The sequence below is a fragment of the Chryseobacterium taichungense genome (genome assembly GCF_900109935.1).
GTDB classification, from domain to species: Bacteria; Bacteroidota; Bacteroidia; order Flavobacteriales; family Weeksellaceae; genus Chryseobacterium; species Chryseobacterium taichungense.
Genome location: NZ_FOBV01000006.1, coordinates 230,534 through 246,626, shown reverse-complemented (window position 1 = coordinate 246,626; position 16,093 = coordinate 230,534). Strand labels below are relative to the sequence as shown.

Below are 16,093 nucleotides of genomic sequence, written 5' to 3'. Positions count from 1 at the left end.
CATTTCATTAAATCAATTCTCCCGTCGACTAAATCAATCAATATTGCATTTTATCCGGCGGGATTTTTAGTATTTTATATGAATCAGTATTGTTTCGAAGTGAGCATTTCGTCAAAATACTTTATCAGTAAAGCTCTTTCCGCATCAGATAAATTGGCTTTGTCATGATAAACGATATAGCCAGGCATCGGCATCGTTTTATTTTGGATGGTCTGAATCGATTTCTCCAGCATACTTTTTTTAAGATACTCATTATAAGTTCCCCAAACTGAAAAATTGAGATGTTCTCTCCCTTCATTCACATGGCTTTTAACGGACCAGGAAATGGGTGCTACATATGCATATTTCGGATATACCGTCTCATTGGAATGGCAGTCATAGCAGGCACCTTTAATAAGGGTTGCAATCTTCTGCGGTGTTTTTTTTACTTCTATAAAATTCGCTTTATGGTCAACAGGCTCATTCACTTTATCAGTTGTAATAAACTGAATAAGTGCGAACCCTATCAAACACCAGAAAAGTATTTTTTTAAATGTTTTCATGATTATCTGGTGGGCGTCAGCACAGCTTTATCCGTCCTTAAATCTGGTCGGGTCGCATTATTTGGTGATATTTCAGATTGCGTCGACGAGTCATCCGTTTTAGGAGTACTTATTTTTGAAGTATCCAACACCCTCGTATCTTTAAGATCCCAGTTTTCATTACTGTCCCACAGAGGCCTTACGACCGCCGTCTTGTAATAAATGTAAGAATCTTCTGCAAATACATCGTTCTGAAAATCTGCTTCATCCCAATATTTATTCTCATTATTATCAACCAATATCCTTACAATATATTCACCAGGTTTAAGAATATCAAACTTAACCTCACTGCCTTTAGTATATTTTTGATAAAGGACCTTGTCAGAAGGATCCATCAGTTGAATCCAGTAACTTGAAGAGGGAGCATTTTCAAGTTTAAAGGCTAAACTTCCATAATTCTCAACTTTATCGACTTCAAAATCAAAACGTTTTGATTGGTAATTTCTAGCATAAAATGAAGATACTGTTTCTTTCGGGACTGTCAGCTGATATTTTTTACCTGAAATAAAATCTGCATTCACAATGATCTGATAAGGATTTGTTTCAGAGATTTTTGCCGTAAAAGGCAATGTATTCAGACTGTCTCCTTCCGCTCTAAAAATCCATTTATCGGTATTAATTTTATTGATGTAATAGTTTGAGCTGAGTTTAAAATCCTGTTTTGGAGCCAGCATTCCTCCACCATTATCACTGTTTACATCCATTGTATTCTTGGCATTGTAACGGTAAAAAAGAGAAGCATTGTAAAGCGTATCTTTTTTCGTTCCCACACCAGCATTATACCCAAATTTTAAATTCTCCACAGCATTCTGTCCGATATTGCTTTTTACAGCATCAAACCAGATTCTTACCGTATCCGATTTTGGAGCATGCGTCACCTGATAATCGGTGAGTTTTTCATTTTGAGATTTTACCCTTACACTGTCGGGCCTGCCCTCGAAAGCCATTGAAACCCCTCCCGGCGCTTCCTTCATTTCAAGATATTTCACTGGCTTTTTAGACGGATAAAGCTTTAAATTCAGTCCTGAAATCGATTTCTCTACCACTACAGGATCTTTCTGAAAACCAACTTTTTCTTTTCCCTGATCAAACATTGAGTTTCCGTTCTCATCCTCAAAAGCAATAATTCTGTATTTTCCGGGAGCAAGATAATTCAACTCAAAGTAACCGTCATCATCGACTTTTGTAATGTAATATGGTTTTTGCTTGTAATCTATGGTATCCTTTACCTGATAAAGACCTACAACAAATTTATTTTCTGTCGCTTTTTTAATGGATAATGCATCTCTTACATCCCCACTGATATAAAGATCATCCAGCTTGTCACCCGTAGAAAATGCAAAATTGAAATACCTTAAAATATTATTCTCATTATTATCTGCAATAGCGTTTCCGAAATTGAAATTATAAGTTGTATTTGCCTGCAACGTATCTTTCCACTGAATAAGAACAAATTTATTCGCAATATTCGAAGGAATAATTCTGGTAATATTATTAATTGGTGGAGAAATGCTGAGGTTCTTATAAATATCTTTCAGCGTAACGTACTCATCGAAATCAATGCGCAGCTCCCTAATATCTCTTGGAACATTGATCCGTGTCGTATCTATATTTGAACCTAAAAATTGGGGAGCCAAGGAATCTTTCGGCCCTCCTACAGGTGATCCTACTCTTGCACAAGATTGCAAAAGAAAACCAATGACCAATAATAAAAGAAGTCTTTTCATGAACATGTTTACGCAAAAATAAACATTATTCTCCATAAACTTCACCATGACCTTTTAATGTATCTTTATCATCGCTCATGACGCTGTGAAGTTTATCTTTCTGGGGCGGAAAATCTTCAAACAATCCGGAAAGGGCAAGTGCCGTATAGACTTTACCGGAATACCTGTTTCCGATAGCAATAATCGTAACTTTTGATTTCAGCAAATGTGCAAAAACCGAGTTTGTTCCGTGCCACCAGCCATTGTGATAGGTAAGCTTTTCGCCATTGTCAAAAATTTTCATTCTGAAGCCGAGTCCGTAATTGTTCATCCCGAACTTTTCGTTGCTGTACGGTGTGAAAACCTGCTCCATCAGTTCCGGTTTTAGGAAATCTTTCGAAAACATGGCTTTGGAAAAATTATAAAGATCTCTTGGCGTTGTATACACATTTTTGTCTCCATAAATGAGGTCTAGCCGGTCCAGGGGATATAATCTGTTTCCTCCGTAATAAAATGACTGCGACGCCGTCGGAATATCTTTTTCCTGAAAAATAAAGGTGTTTTTCATCTTCAAAGGATCGAAAACCATTTCTTTCATAGCCTGTGGAAAAGGTGTTTTCGTTACTTTTTCAATCAGCAGCGCCAGCATGGCAAAATTTGTATTGCAGTACATAAATCCGGTATCTGTTTCTCTTGCCAATTCAGGTTTGTATTTAATAATCATATTCAAAATATCCTGATTGGTAATGAAAGCTTTGGAAAGCTCAGCGGGTGCCGGCTGTATTTTTGTGATAAAGTATTCGTATTTCGGAAGGCCACTTCTTTGATCGAGCAACGTCTTAACGGTTACATTAGGATAGGGAAATCCCGGAAAAAACTGCGTCAGGTGATCTGAAAGTTTTATTTTACCCGCTTCTACAAGTTTAAGCATCGCCATTGCCGTAAGTGTTTTCGACACTGAAGCCACATGCAAAGGTGTATTCCTGTCTATAGGATTTTGATTGCCTTCTCTTGCAAAACCTCTGTAATTTTCATAAAGAATATCGTCTCCTTTTGCCACCAGAATTCCGCCACTAAGATTTCCTCTTTCCCAGACTCTTTTGTAGTATTGATCAATATATCTTGTAAGTGATGCTTTATCAGGAATCTGACTGTCTGCTGCAGTAAAAACTTTGCTTAAATCTACATTTCCGTAATTGGGAAGATTGGTCGTACTTTCAACGACAGCTTCTTGATTTTCAGATTTGTTTTTACAGGAAAAAATAGCCAGGCAGGCCGTGATAATAAGTACAAAATTACGCATCCTCATGAATTTCAAAAATGAGTGGCAATTTAATAAAACTCAAAATAATTACTGAATATTGGCTATAAATTATGAATTATTTAACATAAAATAAAACTCAAAGGATCGATTTCTAAACTTAATGAATTGACTGAAAATGATCTGAAAATTGCGCAAGGATTTTATCAACAATTACCTGGGCGAGCTTTTCCTTGCTTTGAATAGTCCAGCCGGCAATATGCGGTGTAACAATTACTTTTTCAGATTCAAGGAGAAACTGCAGATCTTCATTTTCGGCTTCCAGCTTTTCGAAAGATGACTTTTCGTATTCCAGAACATCAAGACAGGCTCCTTTTACTTTACCTGCTTTTATGGCCTCAACCAGACTTTTTGTTTCCACATTTTTTCCTCTGGCAGTATTTACGAAATAGAAGTCATTTTTCATATCTGAAATGAAAGGACCGTCGATCAGATAATACGATTCGTCAGTCAGCGGAATATGAAGGCTTAGAACCTCTGCTTTTTCTTTAAGTTCTTCCAGAGAAACCTGTGTCGCATATTCGTCAGAAAGACCCGGAAGAATATCATGGAAAATCACTTTACATCCAAAACCGGAAAGTCTCTTTGCTGTTGCTTTTCCCATATTTCCATAGCCGATAAGGCCAACTGTTTTGCCCAGCAACTCATCGCCTCTGTTTTCCTCACGAAGCCAGATGCCGCTTTTTACTTCCTGAGAGGCAATAAAAAGACGGTTCATAAGGATGAGCAGCATACCGACAACATGTTCCGCCACAGAATCACGGTTTCCCTCCGGAGAGTTGATCAGTTGAATACCAAGTTTTTCCGCTACAGGAATATCAATATTTTCCATGCCCGCTCCTACTCTTGCAATGAATTTCAGATTTTTTGCTTTTTCCAAAAAGTTTTTGTCTAAAGGGATTCTGCTTCGGATAATTACCCCATCATAATTTCCAATTTTCTCACAAACCTGATCGTAGGAAGAGGTGAAATCTTCTTCAAGAATAAATTTTTTGGCTAAAAGCTGTTCCGTAATCAGAGGATGATTTTTATCAAGAAGTAATATTTTCATGGAAGACATTATTCGTTATATTTGTGATGCAAAGGTAAGTCACAAGGATTTAGAAACCGCTTTTGCAGGATAGATTTTTTCAATTCCCTTTCATGAAGCTACATAAAATTATTTTCGGAATCTCCATACTGCTGCTTTTAGCATCTGTCATTGTGTTAAGTGTAAAATTTCCGTCTGTGCCGGAGACTATACCCATTCATTATTCAGGGAATGGGCCGGATGGTTTTGGAAGCAAGAACTTTTTATGGCTTGAAGCAGGAGTTAATTTCATACTTCTTTGTCTTTTTGCAGTACCGATATTCTTTCCAGAGAAAATGTTTAGTAAAAGCAACAATTATTTGGAAACCTCTTCGGAATCAGCAATAAAAAACCGACAAGCATTTATGTCGGTTCTATCGGTAATTGTAACATTAATTTTTTGTGGCCTTTCACTGAAAGAAATTATTTAGAATCTTCCTGGAAAAGCTTCTTAAGCTCAATCGATTCAGACGGCTTCATTCTTCCGGAAAGGATCAAAGACAGTTCTTTTCTCCTTAAAGCTGCCGCGTATCTTTCTTTTTCGAGATCAGTTTCCGGTTCCATTTCCGGAATCGGGATAGGACGGTTAAACTCATCTACCGCAACAAAAGTGTAAATTCCTTTGTTGGTCTGAATTTTTTTGCGGTTGATAGGATCATCGAGCCATACGTCCACATAAATTTCCATGGAAGTAGAGAATGCTCTTGACACTTTAGATTCCATTACGACGATTCCGCCTTCAGGAATCGGATAATCGAATGAAACATGGTTCACCGAAGCAGTTACTACTCTTCGCTCACAATGTCTTGTCGCTGAGATAGATGCACATCGGTCCATCCTTGCCAACAGTTCGCCTCCGAATAGATTCCTCAGTTGATTGGTATCATTGGGAAGGACAATATTGGTCATTACCGTCAGGGATTCTGACGCTTTTTTTATTTTTGCCATTTCTTTTTAGTGTTGTATAAGGGGGCCTTTGTTTTTACCGCAGGGCCTGATGCGGGCTGAATATTCTGTTTTACTACAGAATCTTTTCTTAGGGAATCTTTTTTTAAAGAATCCGCTGGTATGGGTGGAATCACTTTCTGTGCTTTCAGCGTATCTTTAGGAATCCTGTGCGTTGTAGTCTGTACCGAAACCGTGGCGGGATCAAATGATTTTTTCCCAAACAGAAGTTCCTGCTGTGTAAACGCTACATACAAAATTCCCGCAACAGGAATAATGATAAGGAAAATCCAGAGAATAGACTTATTAAACTTGTAATCTTTTTCTGGTTTTCCGGCAGTGGCAGTTTTAGATTCTTTGTTGCTGATATCTGAAAATTTAATTTCCTCCAACCCATAAAAATCCGGATGATCTGATTGCAACCGGTTTCCTTTAAAATGAGTTTCACCATCTTCAATAAATATCGTACCCAGCCCCTGAATTTCCAGCATCTGATCGGCCTGCAGTTTTTTCTTCCAGAAATCGGTCTGAATCTGCAGATCTGTTCCCGATGCTTCCAGAGTCATCTGCTTATGACTGGCAATAAAAGCAGCCAGATCGTCAGATTTTACCCTGTAATCGGGTGTATAAACAATTTTACTTGCAGGAGGAAGAATGCTCCCATTTTCGGAATTGATAATTGCCTTGGACTTTTCCAACGAAAATATCCCAAAATCCGGAACGGTAACGGTTCCGAACTGTTTCAAATATTCTAAAATGTAAGCTGAAATATTCATTTGGTGGCAAATTTATGACTTTTTCATGACTTTTTGTGAGATTTTATTTCAGTGTGGCAATGAGTACGGATGTCACCTAGAAGTCCGGTTTAAACTTTTGAATTGTTATCGCGACACTACCCTAGCCCCGATAGAAACGGCATCCTTTTGGGTTGCGGCCGGAGTATAAATTGAAAATTTACGAACGCAGTTCAGGAGGCCGTAACCCAAAAGATACAGTGGATAGCGGGATCAGCTTCTTAAAAAGAAAAAGGCCGCCGAAGCAGCCTTAAAAATCTAACTTTACTTTTTACTATAATTATTTCAATATAGCCTGATAAATTACTGAATTTTCCAGCTGATCCCAAACATAAAGTTGGTTCCCGCCTGGGAAAAATAGTAAGGAGAGCCATCGTACACAGCGCCGTTGTTCACATATTTTTTATTGAAAATATTGTTTACCAAGAGCTTGAGGGCGATGTCATTATTATGAATTTTGAATTGGTATTGAGCATTAAAATCGGTAAGAAAATAATCTTTCAGCTGGAGATTTTGGTCTTCAGAATTGTCGAGATACTGCTTTCCGACATATTGGTTGGTAAGGGCAAACTGAAAGTTTTTATCAGGATTAAATCTGATCCCGAGATTGGCGATCACGTCTGGTGAGAAGGAAATCTGAGTATTCCCGAGATCCTGCACACCACTTTCATTTTCCACTTTAAAGTCTAAATTTCGGTTGTTGCTGAAACTCACATTCCCGGTAAGTTCCCATTGCTTGGAAATTTTGGCAAGGACACCCAACTCGATACCGCTGCGGAAACTTTTCCCTGAGTTGGTTCTGATGAATGCGCCTACGTTATTCAGCTCACCATTCAGGACAAGCTGATTAACATAATACATATAATATAAGTTTGCGGTAAAAGACACAGGCCCAAACTGCCTTTCCAGACCGGCTTCAAAATCATGCAGTTTTTCTGCTTTTACATCATTGTTTGCCAAAAGGTCGTCACGGTTCGGTTCACGGTGAGCATGGGCGTAGGAAACAAAGATTTTTCCATTACCAATTTTATAATTGATTCCCAGTTTCGGGTTGAAAAACAGCCAGTTTTTATCCAAATTGGCGCCTTCATCATCTCCTGAGGTAATGATTTTCGTATCGTAATCAACATTTCTCAGCTGAAGATCTCCGAAGAATTCAAAATCATGTACTCTTACCAATGCTTTTGCAAAACCTGCCACTTCGTTCTTAACCGAGCGGTTTCTGTAATATTCATGTTCATCAATTTGCGGAAGGAAAACGCCGGTCACATTTCCGAAATGCCTTCCGTAGTACTGGTTTGCCACTGCCCCAAAATTTAAATCAATAATTCCCAGTTTTCCATAAAGAGTTGATACCATTCCGTAGAAATCGTTATTCAGCCATTTCTTTCTGATAAAATCTGAATATTCTTCCCCATTAAAATCCGGCAAATTATATCTGGCAAATGGATCACCCTGTTTATAATTTTCGTAATATCCTTTTCCTTTTGTATAGTGAAAGGTAGTTTCAAGATTCCATTTATCATTAAATTTTTGCTGCCAAAGCAACTGATAGTGATTCTGACGGTAATTGTCTGTTTCATTATCGTAAAAGCCTACAATATTTTCCCAATTGGCATCGTATATCGCCCCGGAATAATTGAATTTGGGATCAGTTTCCCAAGTTTTTCGGTCGATTCCGTTCCAGGCCTGGTAGGTTTTCTCTTTACCACCAAAAGCCATCAGACGGATTCTGGTATTTCCTTCTTCGTACAAAGCCGTAAAGTTGTAAGAATTTAGCTTTGAAAATGCCCTATCGATATATCCATCAGAATTGATATGCGTATATCTTCCCATCACCGAAAGGCGATTTCCCCAGAATTTCCCGGAACCTATTTCTGCCGAGTATTTATAGGTATTAAATGATCCATAACTATCATCTGTTTTTACATAAAATTTGTCTTCAGGATCTTTTGAAAGCACATTAATGCTTGCTCCGAAAGCCGCAGCTCCATTATTCGATGTTCCCACACCCCGCTGAATGACAATTTGCGACGCAGAGCTTGTAAGATCAGGAACATTCACAAAGAAAGTACCCTGACTTTCAGAATCATTGTACGGCACTCCATTCATCATCACATTGATGCCACTTCCCGAAACCCCACGGATCCTGAAACCGGTATAGCCAATACCATTTCCTGCATCGGAAGTTGAAATAACAGACGTTTGATTTTTAAGGAGAATCGGAAGATCCTGCCCAAGATTTTTACTGTCTAAATCTCTTTGAATATTAATGATCTCTTTGGCAACAGGAAGTCTTTTCGTAAAGTTAACGGCTTCAATTTCCTTTATTTTTAAGGAATCGGTATTCTGTGCCTGGATAAAGGCCACTGAGCCTATGGTAAGGCCTAAAAAAAATAATCCTTTCATTCTATAAATTTTAACATTTAATGAATAAAAGGGGCGGATTAAATTAATGTAAAAATGTATCAGTTTACCAGTCTAACAATAAACATGTTATACTGTTCTATTGTTACATTTTTTAAATTCCCTAAACAGCATTACCCGTTCCAGGTTCATTGGGTATAATCTCAGCTTATTAAAGCACCCCTTTATATCTGCCGCAAAAGTACAAAAATATTGGCACAGAAGATCAACCGTTAAGAATGAATTTTGAATTATTTTTTAATGTAACCCTGTTTTTTCAGTACCTCTTTCTAATAAGTCCTGTTTTTTGAGTCGATGTAATAATAATTTTTGCCATCTTTGGAAACATCAAACATTTTTCCGAGCTTCCAGCTGAAGTTACGTTTGATGTCGTCATACTCAAAAGGGATGATAATTCTATTGTGAACATCAATAACTCCAAACATATTGTTTTTTGAGGCAATAATCATAGGATTGGCCACATCATCACCTTCAAGAATGAACAGATAATCGTATTGAGGATAGATCTGAAACTGCCTGTAATCTGCCGGGTCTTTAAAAGTAGCTTTCTCAATAATTCCGTAGAATCCATTTAAAACATAAGCCTGATAAAGCTGTTGTGTATATTCTTTGTGCACACATTTACCGAGATCTTCCTGCCTGAAACGGTATACTCTTTTTCCCTTTTTATCTACTCTGTATGAGATTTCGTCTTTCTCCACCGTTGCATAATCCGCCGTTCCGAATTTCCTCAGTTTTTCATCCGGAGCATTCAGCAGGTTGCAGTCTTCATAAAAGAAAACCGCGATATGATACTCTGGTTTTATAACAAATCTTCCTTTCTGATCGACATACCCGAAATTACCATCTTTCTTTTTTGGAATTAAAAGAGGAAGGTCTTCATTAATAACAGGTAAAACAGTATTTTCCTTCGCAACGATCACTTTCTTTTTTACAGGTGCTTTTTTCGGAGTTGATTTTTGAGAAAATACAGCAACCGAAATCAACAAACTTAAAACCTGAATTATATTTTTTATACCCATATTGTCTGCAAAAATACGTTGAAAAATAGAAATTATAAAATTCATATTTATAAAGAATCTAAATAATATAACCCCTATAAAATATTAAAAATTCGTACTTTTGGGAACATTTATAATTGTTTGATAATTTTAAAACGTTTTTGAGATATGACATTTGATATCGATATGATCAAAAAAGTGTACGAGCGTTACCCTGAAAGGATTGCAGCCGCAAGACAGATCGTGGGGAAACCTCTTACATTATCAGAAAAAATATTATACACTCACCTTTGGGAAGGTAATGCTACACAGGCTTATGAAAGAGGAAATTCTTATGTAGACTTCGCACCGGACAGAGTAGCAATGCAGGATGCAACTGCACAGATGGCGCTTCTGCAGTTTATGCAGGCTGGAAAATCTAAAGTAGCCGTTCCTTCAACTGCTCACGCAGATCACCTGATCCAGGCAAAGGTTGGTGCTGATAAAGATTTACAAGAAGGTATCAATAAAAACTCGGAGGTTTTCAACTTCCTGAGTTCTGTTTGTGATAAATACGGAATCGGTTTCTGGAAGCCGGGAGCCGGAATCATCCACCAGGTAGTACTGGAAAACTATGCATTCCCGGGCGGTATGATGATCGGAACTGACTCTCACACGGTAAACGCAGGAGGGTTAGGAATGGTCGCTATCGGTGTAGGTGGTGCTGATGCAGTAGACGTAATGGCAGGTATGGCATGGGAACTTAAAATGCCTAAGCTTATCGGGGTAAAACTTACCGGTAAAATGTCAGGATGGACTTCTGCGAAAGACGTTATCCTTAAAGTTGCAGGTATCCTTACCGTAAAAGGAGGTACCGGATGTATCGTAGAATATTTCGGAGAAGGTGCAGAATCTCTTTCCGCAACAGGAAAAGGAACAATCTGTAACATGGGTGCTGAAATCGGTGCTACCACTTCTACTTTCGGATATGATGATTCCATGAGAAGATATCTTGCTTCTACCGGAAGACAGGATGTAGTGGATGCTGCAGATCAGATTGCAGAACACTTGACAGGTGATGCTGAAGTATATGCAAACCCTGAACAATATTTTGATCAGTTAATAGAAATCAACCTTTCTGAACTTACCCCTCACTTAAACGGACCTTTTACTCCGGATTTGGCGACACCTGTTTCTGAATTCAGAGCAAAAGCAGAAGCTAACGGATGGCCACTTGAAGTTGAATGGGCGTTGATCGGATCTTGTACCAACTCTTCTTACGAAGATTTATCAAGAGCTGCTTCTATCGTGGAAGATGCCGTTGCCAAAGGCGTAAAACCTAAAGCAATCTTAGGGATCAACCCAGGTTCTGAGCAGGTAAAATATACTGCTGAAAGAGACGGATTCTTAGATTCTTTCAGAAAATTTGAGAATGCAAGAATCTTTACCAATGCTTGTGGACCATGTATCGGACAATGGGACAGAGAAGGTGCTGAAAAAGGAGAGAAAAACTCTATTATTCACTCTTTCAACAGAAACTTTGCTAAAAGAGCAGACGGTAACCCAAATACCCATGCATTCGTAGCTTCTCCTGAAATGGTTGCTGCAGTAGCAATCTCCGGAAGATTAGACTTCAACCCAATCACAGATACTTTAACGACCGAATCAGGTGAGCAGATCAAGTTGGACGAGCCAAAAGGTTCTGAATTGCCATCAAAAGGTTTCGCTGTAGAAGACAACGGATACCAGGCTCCATCTGAAGACGGATCTCACGTTGTGGTAAATGTAAGTCCTACTTCAGACAGACTTCAATTATTAGAAGAGTTCCCGGCTTGGGACGGTAAAAATATTGAAGGTGCTAAAGTTTTGATCAAAGCATTCGGAAAATGTACAACCGACCACATTTCTATGGCAGGACCATGGTTGAAATACAGAGGTCACTTAGATAATATTTCCAACAACATGCTGATCGGAGCCGTAAACGCTTACAACATGGAAACCAACAAAGTGAAAAACCAGCTTACCGGTGAATATGGTGAAGTTCCTGCTGTACAAAGAGCTTACAAAGCTGCAGGAGTTCCTTCAATCGTTGTAGGAGACCAGAATTATGGTGAAGGTTCTTCAAGAGAGCATGCTGCGATGGAACCAAGACACCTTGGCGTAAAAGCAGTATTGGTAAAATCATTCGCGAGAATCCATGAAACGAACCTTAAAAAACAAGGGATGCTTGGGTTAACTTTCGCTAATGAAGCTGACTATGATAAAGTGTTGGAAGATGACACAGTTAATTTCCTAGATCTTGAGCAATTTGCTCCTGGAAAACAACTGACTTTGGAATTCGTACACGCAGACGGAAGCAAAGACATCATTATGGCAAACCATACGTATAACGATCAGCAGATCGAATGGTTTAAGGCAGGTTCTGCACTAAACCTTATCAAGCAACAAGAAAAAAATTAATTGTTAGATTTAATTAATGATAGAAAAAGCAACTCCGGATCGGGGTTGCTTTTTTACTTGAGGCGGTTTAAAAAATTCATCTTATAATTCTCACCGATCGGGATCTCGTGGTCAGGGCCAATAATGATCTTTTTAGTTCCGATGTTTTTAATATGATTAATGTTAACGATAAAAGATTTATGAATTCTTACAAAAGAGCTTTCAGGAAGCTGCTGTTCCATTGACTTTAAAGTATCTAAAATGATGAATTCCTCTTCAGCAGTTTTTATATTGACATAATCTCTAATGCTCTCAATATATAAAATATCTTCAAAACCGATCCGGTGCTGTTTTCCGGAAGATTTTACAAAGAAATACTCCTGCGCCTGTTTACCTAATGAAAAGCGCTCCTGCGCCTTTACCGCACTTTTACGAAAACGTTCAAGGGAGATCGGCTTTAAGAGATAGTCGACAATATGATGTTCATAGCCTTCCAAAGCGTATTCGGAATAAGCGGTTGTTAAAATATACTTCATCCTATTGCCAAGGATTTTCATGAAATTGATCCCGGTAAGTTCCGGCATCTGGATATCCAGAAATACAAGATCACATTCATGATTCTGAATATATTCCAAAGCTTCAATGGAATTTTCAGAGGAGAGGACCAGCTCAAGAAAAGGAATTTCCTGAATATAATTTTCCAGCAGAGAAATGGCCAGCGGCTCATCATCCACAATAATACATTTAATGGTTTTCATCTCTTAAATTAATTTTCAAATCTACTACAAATTCCTTTTCCAGGTCTTTAATATCAAGGGTATATCTTTGAGGATATAAAATTTCCAGCCTTTTCCTTACATTGTCAATACCAATTCCTGATACGGTATCTTTCATCTTTCCTGTTTTATAGTTTGAAAGATAAAAGTGCAAGATCTTATTCTCATCGGAAATTCTCATGGTAAAGCCTTTATTCCTGAAGTCACCATGTTTAAAAGCATTTTCAACAAACGGAACCAGAATCATCGGTGAAATGCTGAGATTCAGATGAAGGATTTTCTTTTCAAACACCAGCAGTTCCGGATTTTTAATCCTGAGTTTTTCCAACGCCATTAGACTTTCGATATAGCCAATCTCTTTTTCCAGAGCAATTTGGTCTTCACCGAGATCTTTCGTGCTGTACCGGAGCAGCCTGCTCAGCTCTTCAATAGCAGGCAGTGCATTATCCGATTTCTGATATACAAGAGAATAGATATTGTTTAAAGAATTAAAGATAAAATGAGGATTGATCTGGGTTTTCAGCGCCTGTAATTCCGCGGTTTTTTTAGCTTCAATGAGCTGAGATTTTTCTTCTTCTGCAATGATGGAATATTTGAAGAACCAGAACGTAGTGCTGATAAAGATCGTGGTGCTGCTGTAAAAAATATTGTCGAAGAAATAAAAGCCGAAATCGGTATCTTCCGAATAATTCCTGATTCCGAAATAAGTAGGCAGAAACCATTCCTCTGCAAAATATCTTACCAACACAAAAGAACTTACGCTCAGGAAAAAAGCAACAATGGATTTATAAATTTTGTCAGCTTCAAAAAATCTGGGAACGACAATAAAATAGTTAACGTAAAAGCAGATGATACTGGTGATAAAGAAGGTTATATTAAATATGGTAGCATTGGAATAGAATACAAAATAGGGAATCAGAACCGCCCCGATGATATAGATCACCCAAAAGAAAATATGCAGATAAAGGAGTTTACTGGTTTTCATACAGCAAAAATAGATTTTCTGCGAAAATGTACCCTGCATTTTCGATAAACTATTCTTTTTTCCCGATCAATCTATTTCGTGGTTGTTTTATTGCGGTTGGCCGAAATGCATTACTTCTTATTAATGGCAAACGATAATTTTGCAGAGAACAGTACAGAGTAATCATTCATTAAACCAATAATTATGAAAACATTAGTATGCGCATTTTTGCTTTGCTTATCAACAATCATTACCGCACAGAAAAAGCCCGCAGAATATTTTCCAGGTTCTAAAACAAAAGTACTCGTCGTAGGATCCTTCCATTTCGATTATCCGGATCTCGATGCCCATAAAACAGAAAAAGGAGATCAGGTGGATGTACTATCCCCTAAAACGGCAAAAGAAGTCACTGAGCTTGTAGACTACATTAAAAAGTTCAAGCCTACGAAAATTGCCATCGAAGCAGATCCCGACTGGAACGCCAACCAGAAATTAAAAGAATATAAAGAAGGTAAGCATACCGATAAAAGAGACGAGCGTTATCAGCTTGCCATGCGCATTGCAAAAGATCTTGGAATAAACGAGCTGTATAGCGTTGATGCGAATTCGGTGCTGGATGATCTGCAGGAAAAATTCGGAAAGACAGACTCATTATATTTTAAGAATCTGAGTGCAGACTATGATTTCCTGAGTAATGATCCTGTTTCGAAACAATATGATGCTTTCTTTAAAAGCACAGAACCCAAAAACTTCAAATCGCTGCTGGATCTCTTTAAATATATGAACGGAAAAGAATATCATCAACATGAATATGGGGCTTATCTGAGTGGAGATTTTAAGCTGAGAAAATATGACGGCGCCGATATGCTGGCCTTATACTGGTATAACCGGAACCTGAGGATATTCAGAAATATTCAGAATATTCCGCATAATCCGGAAGATAGATTGCTGGTGATTGTCGGCAATGGCCACGCATCCGTTTTGAGACAGCTATTCACTTCTTCCCCTGACTTCAATTATGTAGAATTCGATGCTCTGAAATAAGGCATATTATTTTTGAGAATCAACTTTGTTGATGAGTATAAATGAAAAAGATCACAATAGTTTTAAAAAAATCTTTGATTTTATTCTTTTGAGAACTTTGCATATTCTAATCAATGCTTTAAGATTATCTTTTCTGGCTTTTGTGGTTAGATAAAAAGTTTAAACAAACTTATTGCTTATGTCACAAACCTTCCCTTTTCTATAACCATTTACTATGAAAACCATACATATAACTTTGCTTACCCTTGCTTTCGCAGTTTCCGTACAAGCACAGCAGTTTCCGTTTAAAGATAAATTGGATGACGCTGTTCCTGTCTTAAATATCGCTACATTCCATATGGGAACGACATCTGATGCCAATACAACAGCATTTGATGAGCACAGCGCAGAAAATAAACGGAGAATCCATGAGGTTGCAAAAGAGATCGCCGCCTTCAGACCCACCATTATCGTTGTGGAAGAATTGCCCGAAAACAATGAAAAGCTTCTTAAAGCCTATTCAGAATACCTGGACGATCCTGAAAAGAAGTATGAAAATCCTGGCGAAATAGAATTACTGGCCTTCGAAATCGGAAGACTTTCCCATACATCTAAAATCTTCGGTATAGATTATAAGGAAGGTTACGACTACAGCCTCTACTATCATCTCAAAAACAAACGGGATGACAAAACCTATGAGCAATATGGTGAACTTGTAGACGCTGCCGAGAAAAAATATCCTGAGGATAAAATGACCTTCCGCCAATTGTTTAAACTCAATAATGATTCGCAGATGCTCGATATGTTGATCAACATCAATGCAGATATGCTCACTTATGTCTCCACAAAAGACGGGAACGAAGGAGCCTACGAAGCAGCAAAGATGTATCACCGGAACCTCGTGATGTTTTCCAACTTCAATAAGATCAGTATTAATGAAAATGACCGCATCATCCTGCTTATGGGAGCTACCCATACCGCATTTTTCGTGGATTTTCTGAAACGAAGCCCCAAATACAGACCCGAATCTGTTTTAAAGTATATAAAATAAGTTACCCCTGTAACAAA

At 38.1% G+C, this 16,093-nt stretch carries 14 protein-coding genes; 4 read left to right on the top strand and 10 right to left on the bottom strand.

The features are described 5' to 3' along the window. Nucleotides 1-83: 83 nt before the first annotated feature. From BMW64_RS14400 to BMW64_RS14385, 4 genes are all read right to left on the bottom strand, one after another. Nucleotides 84-542, bottom strand: coding sequence for a heme-binding domain-containing protein (locus BMW64_RS14400; RefSeq protein ID WP_090000653.1), 459 nt, complete (start codon nucleotides 540-542; stop codon nucleotides 84-86). A 2-nt stretch (nucleotides 543-544) separates the two neighbouring features. Continuing rightward, complete coding sequence (locus BMW64_RS14395) at nucleotides 545-2,308, bottom strand: Ig-like domain-containing domain (RefSeq protein ID WP_090000652.1); 1,764 nt, start codon at nucleotides 2,306-2,308, stop codon at nucleotides 545-547. A 25-nt stretch (nucleotides 2,309-2,333) separates the two neighbouring features. Continuing rightward, nucleotides 2,334-3,596 carry a serine hydrolase domain-containing protein gene (locus BMW64_RS14390; RefSeq protein WP_177175302.1) on the bottom strand — a complete coding sequence of 421 codons (1,263 nt, stop codon included), beginning with the start codon at nucleotides 3,594-3,596 and terminating at the stop codon, nucleotides 2,334-2,336. 112 nt (nucleotides 3,597-3,708) lie between these two features. After that, nucleotides 3,709-4,659 (bottom strand): 2-hydroxyacid dehydrogenase, encoded by a 951-nt coding sequence (locus tag BMW64_RS14385; protein ID WP_090000727.1) that lies wholly within the window; start codon nucleotides 4,657-4,659, stop codon nucleotides 3,709-3,711. Between the two features lie 92 nt (nucleotides 4,660-4,751). Here BMW64_RS14385 and BMW64_RS14380 point away from each other — a divergent pair, with 92 nt between their 5' ends. Continuing rightward, entirely contained in the window at nucleotides 4,752-5,108 is a 357-nt protein-coding gene (locus tag BMW64_RS14380) for a DUF1648 domain-containing protein (RefSeq protein ID WP_090000650.1), read from the top strand. On the opposite strand, the gene BMW64_RS14375 is transcribed toward BMW64_RS14380, so the two are convergent. The 4 genes from BMW64_RS14375 to BMW64_RS14360 all read right to left on the bottom strand — a co-directional run bounded on the left by BMW64_RS14375 (nucleotide 5,101) and on the right by BMW64_RS14360 (nucleotide 9,910). After that, on the bottom strand, nucleotides 5,101-5,625 hold the full coding sequence (locus tag BMW64_RS14375; protein ID WP_090000649.1) for an acyl-CoA thioesterase: 525 nt from the start codon (nucleotides 5,623-5,625) through the stop codon (nucleotides 5,101-5,103). The two genes, BMW64_RS14380 and BMW64_RS14375, sit on opposite strands and share 8 nt — an antisense overlap. Continuing rightward, nucleotides 5,613-6,398, bottom strand: coding sequence for a hypothetical protein (locus BMW64_RS14370; RefSeq protein ID WP_090000648.1), 786 nt, complete (start codon nucleotides 6,396-6,398; stop codon nucleotides 5,613-5,615). Before BMW64_RS14370 ends, BMW64_RS14375 begins: the two co-directional genes overlap by 13 nt. 321 nt (nucleotides 6,399-6,719) lie before the next feature. Next, nucleotides 6,720-8,825, bottom strand: coding sequence for a TonB-dependent receptor (locus BMW64_RS14365; protein ID WP_090000647.1), 2,106 nt, complete (start codon nucleotides 8,823-8,825; stop codon nucleotides 6,720-6,722). A 287-nt stretch (nucleotides 8,826-9,112) separates the two neighbouring features. Continuing rightward, complete coding sequence (locus BMW64_RS14360; protein ID WP_090000646.1) at nucleotides 9,113-9,910, bottom strand: WG repeat-containing protein; 798 nt, start codon at nucleotides 9,908-9,910, stop codon at nucleotides 9,113-9,115. 102 nt (nucleotides 9,911-10,012) lie between these two features. On the opposite strand from BMW64_RS14360, the gene BMW64_RS14355 reads away from it, so the two are divergent. After that, nucleotides 10,013-12,283, top strand: coding sequence for an aconitate hydratase (locus tag BMW64_RS14355; protein WP_090000645.1), 2,271 nt, complete (start codon nucleotides 10,013-10,015; stop codon nucleotides 12,281-12,283). 53 nt (nucleotides 12,284-12,336) lie between these two features. On the opposite strand, the gene BMW64_RS14350 is transcribed toward BMW64_RS14355, so the two are convergent. Beyond that, nucleotides 12,337-13,020: a LytR/AlgR family response regulator transcription factor gene (locus BMW64_RS14350; protein WP_090000644.1), complete on the bottom strand. Its 684-nt coding sequence runs from the start codon at nucleotides 13,018-13,020 to the stop codon at nucleotides 12,337-12,339. Beyond that, the gene (locus BMW64_RS14345; protein ID WP_090000643.1) at nucleotides 13,007-14,023 is read right to left on the bottom strand and encodes a sensor histidine kinase; all 1,017 of its coding nucleotides are present in this window, start codon (nucleotides 14,021-14,023) and stop codon (nucleotides 13,007-13,009) included. Before BMW64_RS14345 ends, BMW64_RS14350 begins: the two co-directional genes overlap by 14 nt. A 183-nt stretch (nucleotides 14,024-14,206) precedes the next feature. Here BMW64_RS14345 and BMW64_RS14340 point away from each other — a divergent pair, with 183 nt between their 5' ends. Beyond that, the gene (locus BMW64_RS14340; RefSeq protein ID WP_090000642.1) at nucleotides 14,207-15,046 is read left to right on the top strand and encodes a DUF5694 domain-containing protein; all 840 of its coding nucleotides are present in this window, start codon (nucleotides 14,207-14,209) and stop codon (nucleotides 15,044-15,046) included. Between the two features lie 214 nt (nucleotides 15,047-15,260). Next, on the top strand, nucleotides 15,261-16,076 hold the full coding sequence (locus tag BMW64_RS14335) for a DUF5694 domain-containing protein (RefSeq protein ID WP_090000641.1): 816 nt from the start codon (nucleotides 15,261-15,263) through the stop codon (nucleotides 16,074-16,076). The last annotated feature ends 17 nt before the right edge of the window (nucleotides 16,077-16,093 follow it).

Bases quoted from the DNA above. Each gene is read 5' to 3' on its own strand.
- BMW64_RS14350 (WP_090000644.1), bottom strand. From the start codon at position 13,020: ATGAAAACCATTAAATGTATTATTGTGGATGATGAGCCGCTGGCCATT.
- BMW64_RS14400 (WP_090000653.1), bottom strand. From the start codon at position 542: ATGAAAACATTTAAAAAAATACTTTTCTGGTGTTTGATAGGGTTCGCA.
- BMW64_RS14345 (WP_090000643.1), bottom strand. From the start codon at position 14,023: ATGAAAACCAGTAAACTCCTTTATCTGCATATTTTCTTTTGGGTGATC.
- BMW64_RS14360 (WP_090000646.1), bottom strand. From the start codon at position 9,910: ATGAATTTTATAATTTCTATTTTTCAACGTATTTTTGCAGACAATATG.
- BMW64_RS14385 (WP_090000727.1), bottom strand. From the start codon at position 4,659: ATGAAAATATTACTTCTTGATAAAAATCATCCTCTGATTACGGAACAG.
- BMW64_RS14380 (WP_090000650.1), top strand. From the start codon at position 4,752: ATGAAGCTACATAAAATTATTTTCGGAATCTCCATACTGCTGCTTTTA.
- BMW64_RS14335 (WP_090000641.1), top strand. From the start codon at position 15,261: ATGAAAACCATACATATAACTTTGCTTACCCTTGCTTTCGCAGTTTCC.
- BMW64_RS14370 (WP_090000648.1), bottom strand. From the start codon at position 6,398: ATGAATATTTCAGCTTACATTTTAGAATATTTGAAACAGTTCGGAACC.
- BMW64_RS14365 (WP_090000647.1), bottom strand. From the start codon at position 8,825: ATGAAAGGATTATTTTTTTTAGGCCTTACCATAGGCTCAGTGGCCTTT.
- BMW64_RS14355 (WP_090000645.1), top strand. From the start codon at position 10,013: ATGACATTTGATATCGATATGATCAAAAAAGTGTACGAGCGTTACCCT.
- BMW64_RS14340 (WP_090000642.1), top strand. From the start codon at position 14,207: ATGAAAACATTAGTATGCGCATTTTTGCTTTGCTTATCAACAATCATT.
- BMW64_RS14395 (WP_090000652.1), bottom strand. From the start codon at position 2,308: ATGAAAAGACTTCTTTTATTATTGGTCATTGGTTTTCTTTTGCAATCT.
- BMW64_RS14390 (WP_177175302.1), bottom strand. From the start codon at position 3,596: ATGAGGATGCGTAATTTTGTACTTATTATCACGGCCTGCCTGGCTATT.
- BMW64_RS14375 (WP_090000649.1), bottom strand. From the start codon at position 5,625: ATGGCAAAAATAAAAAAAGCGTCAGAATCCCTGACGGTAATGACCAAT.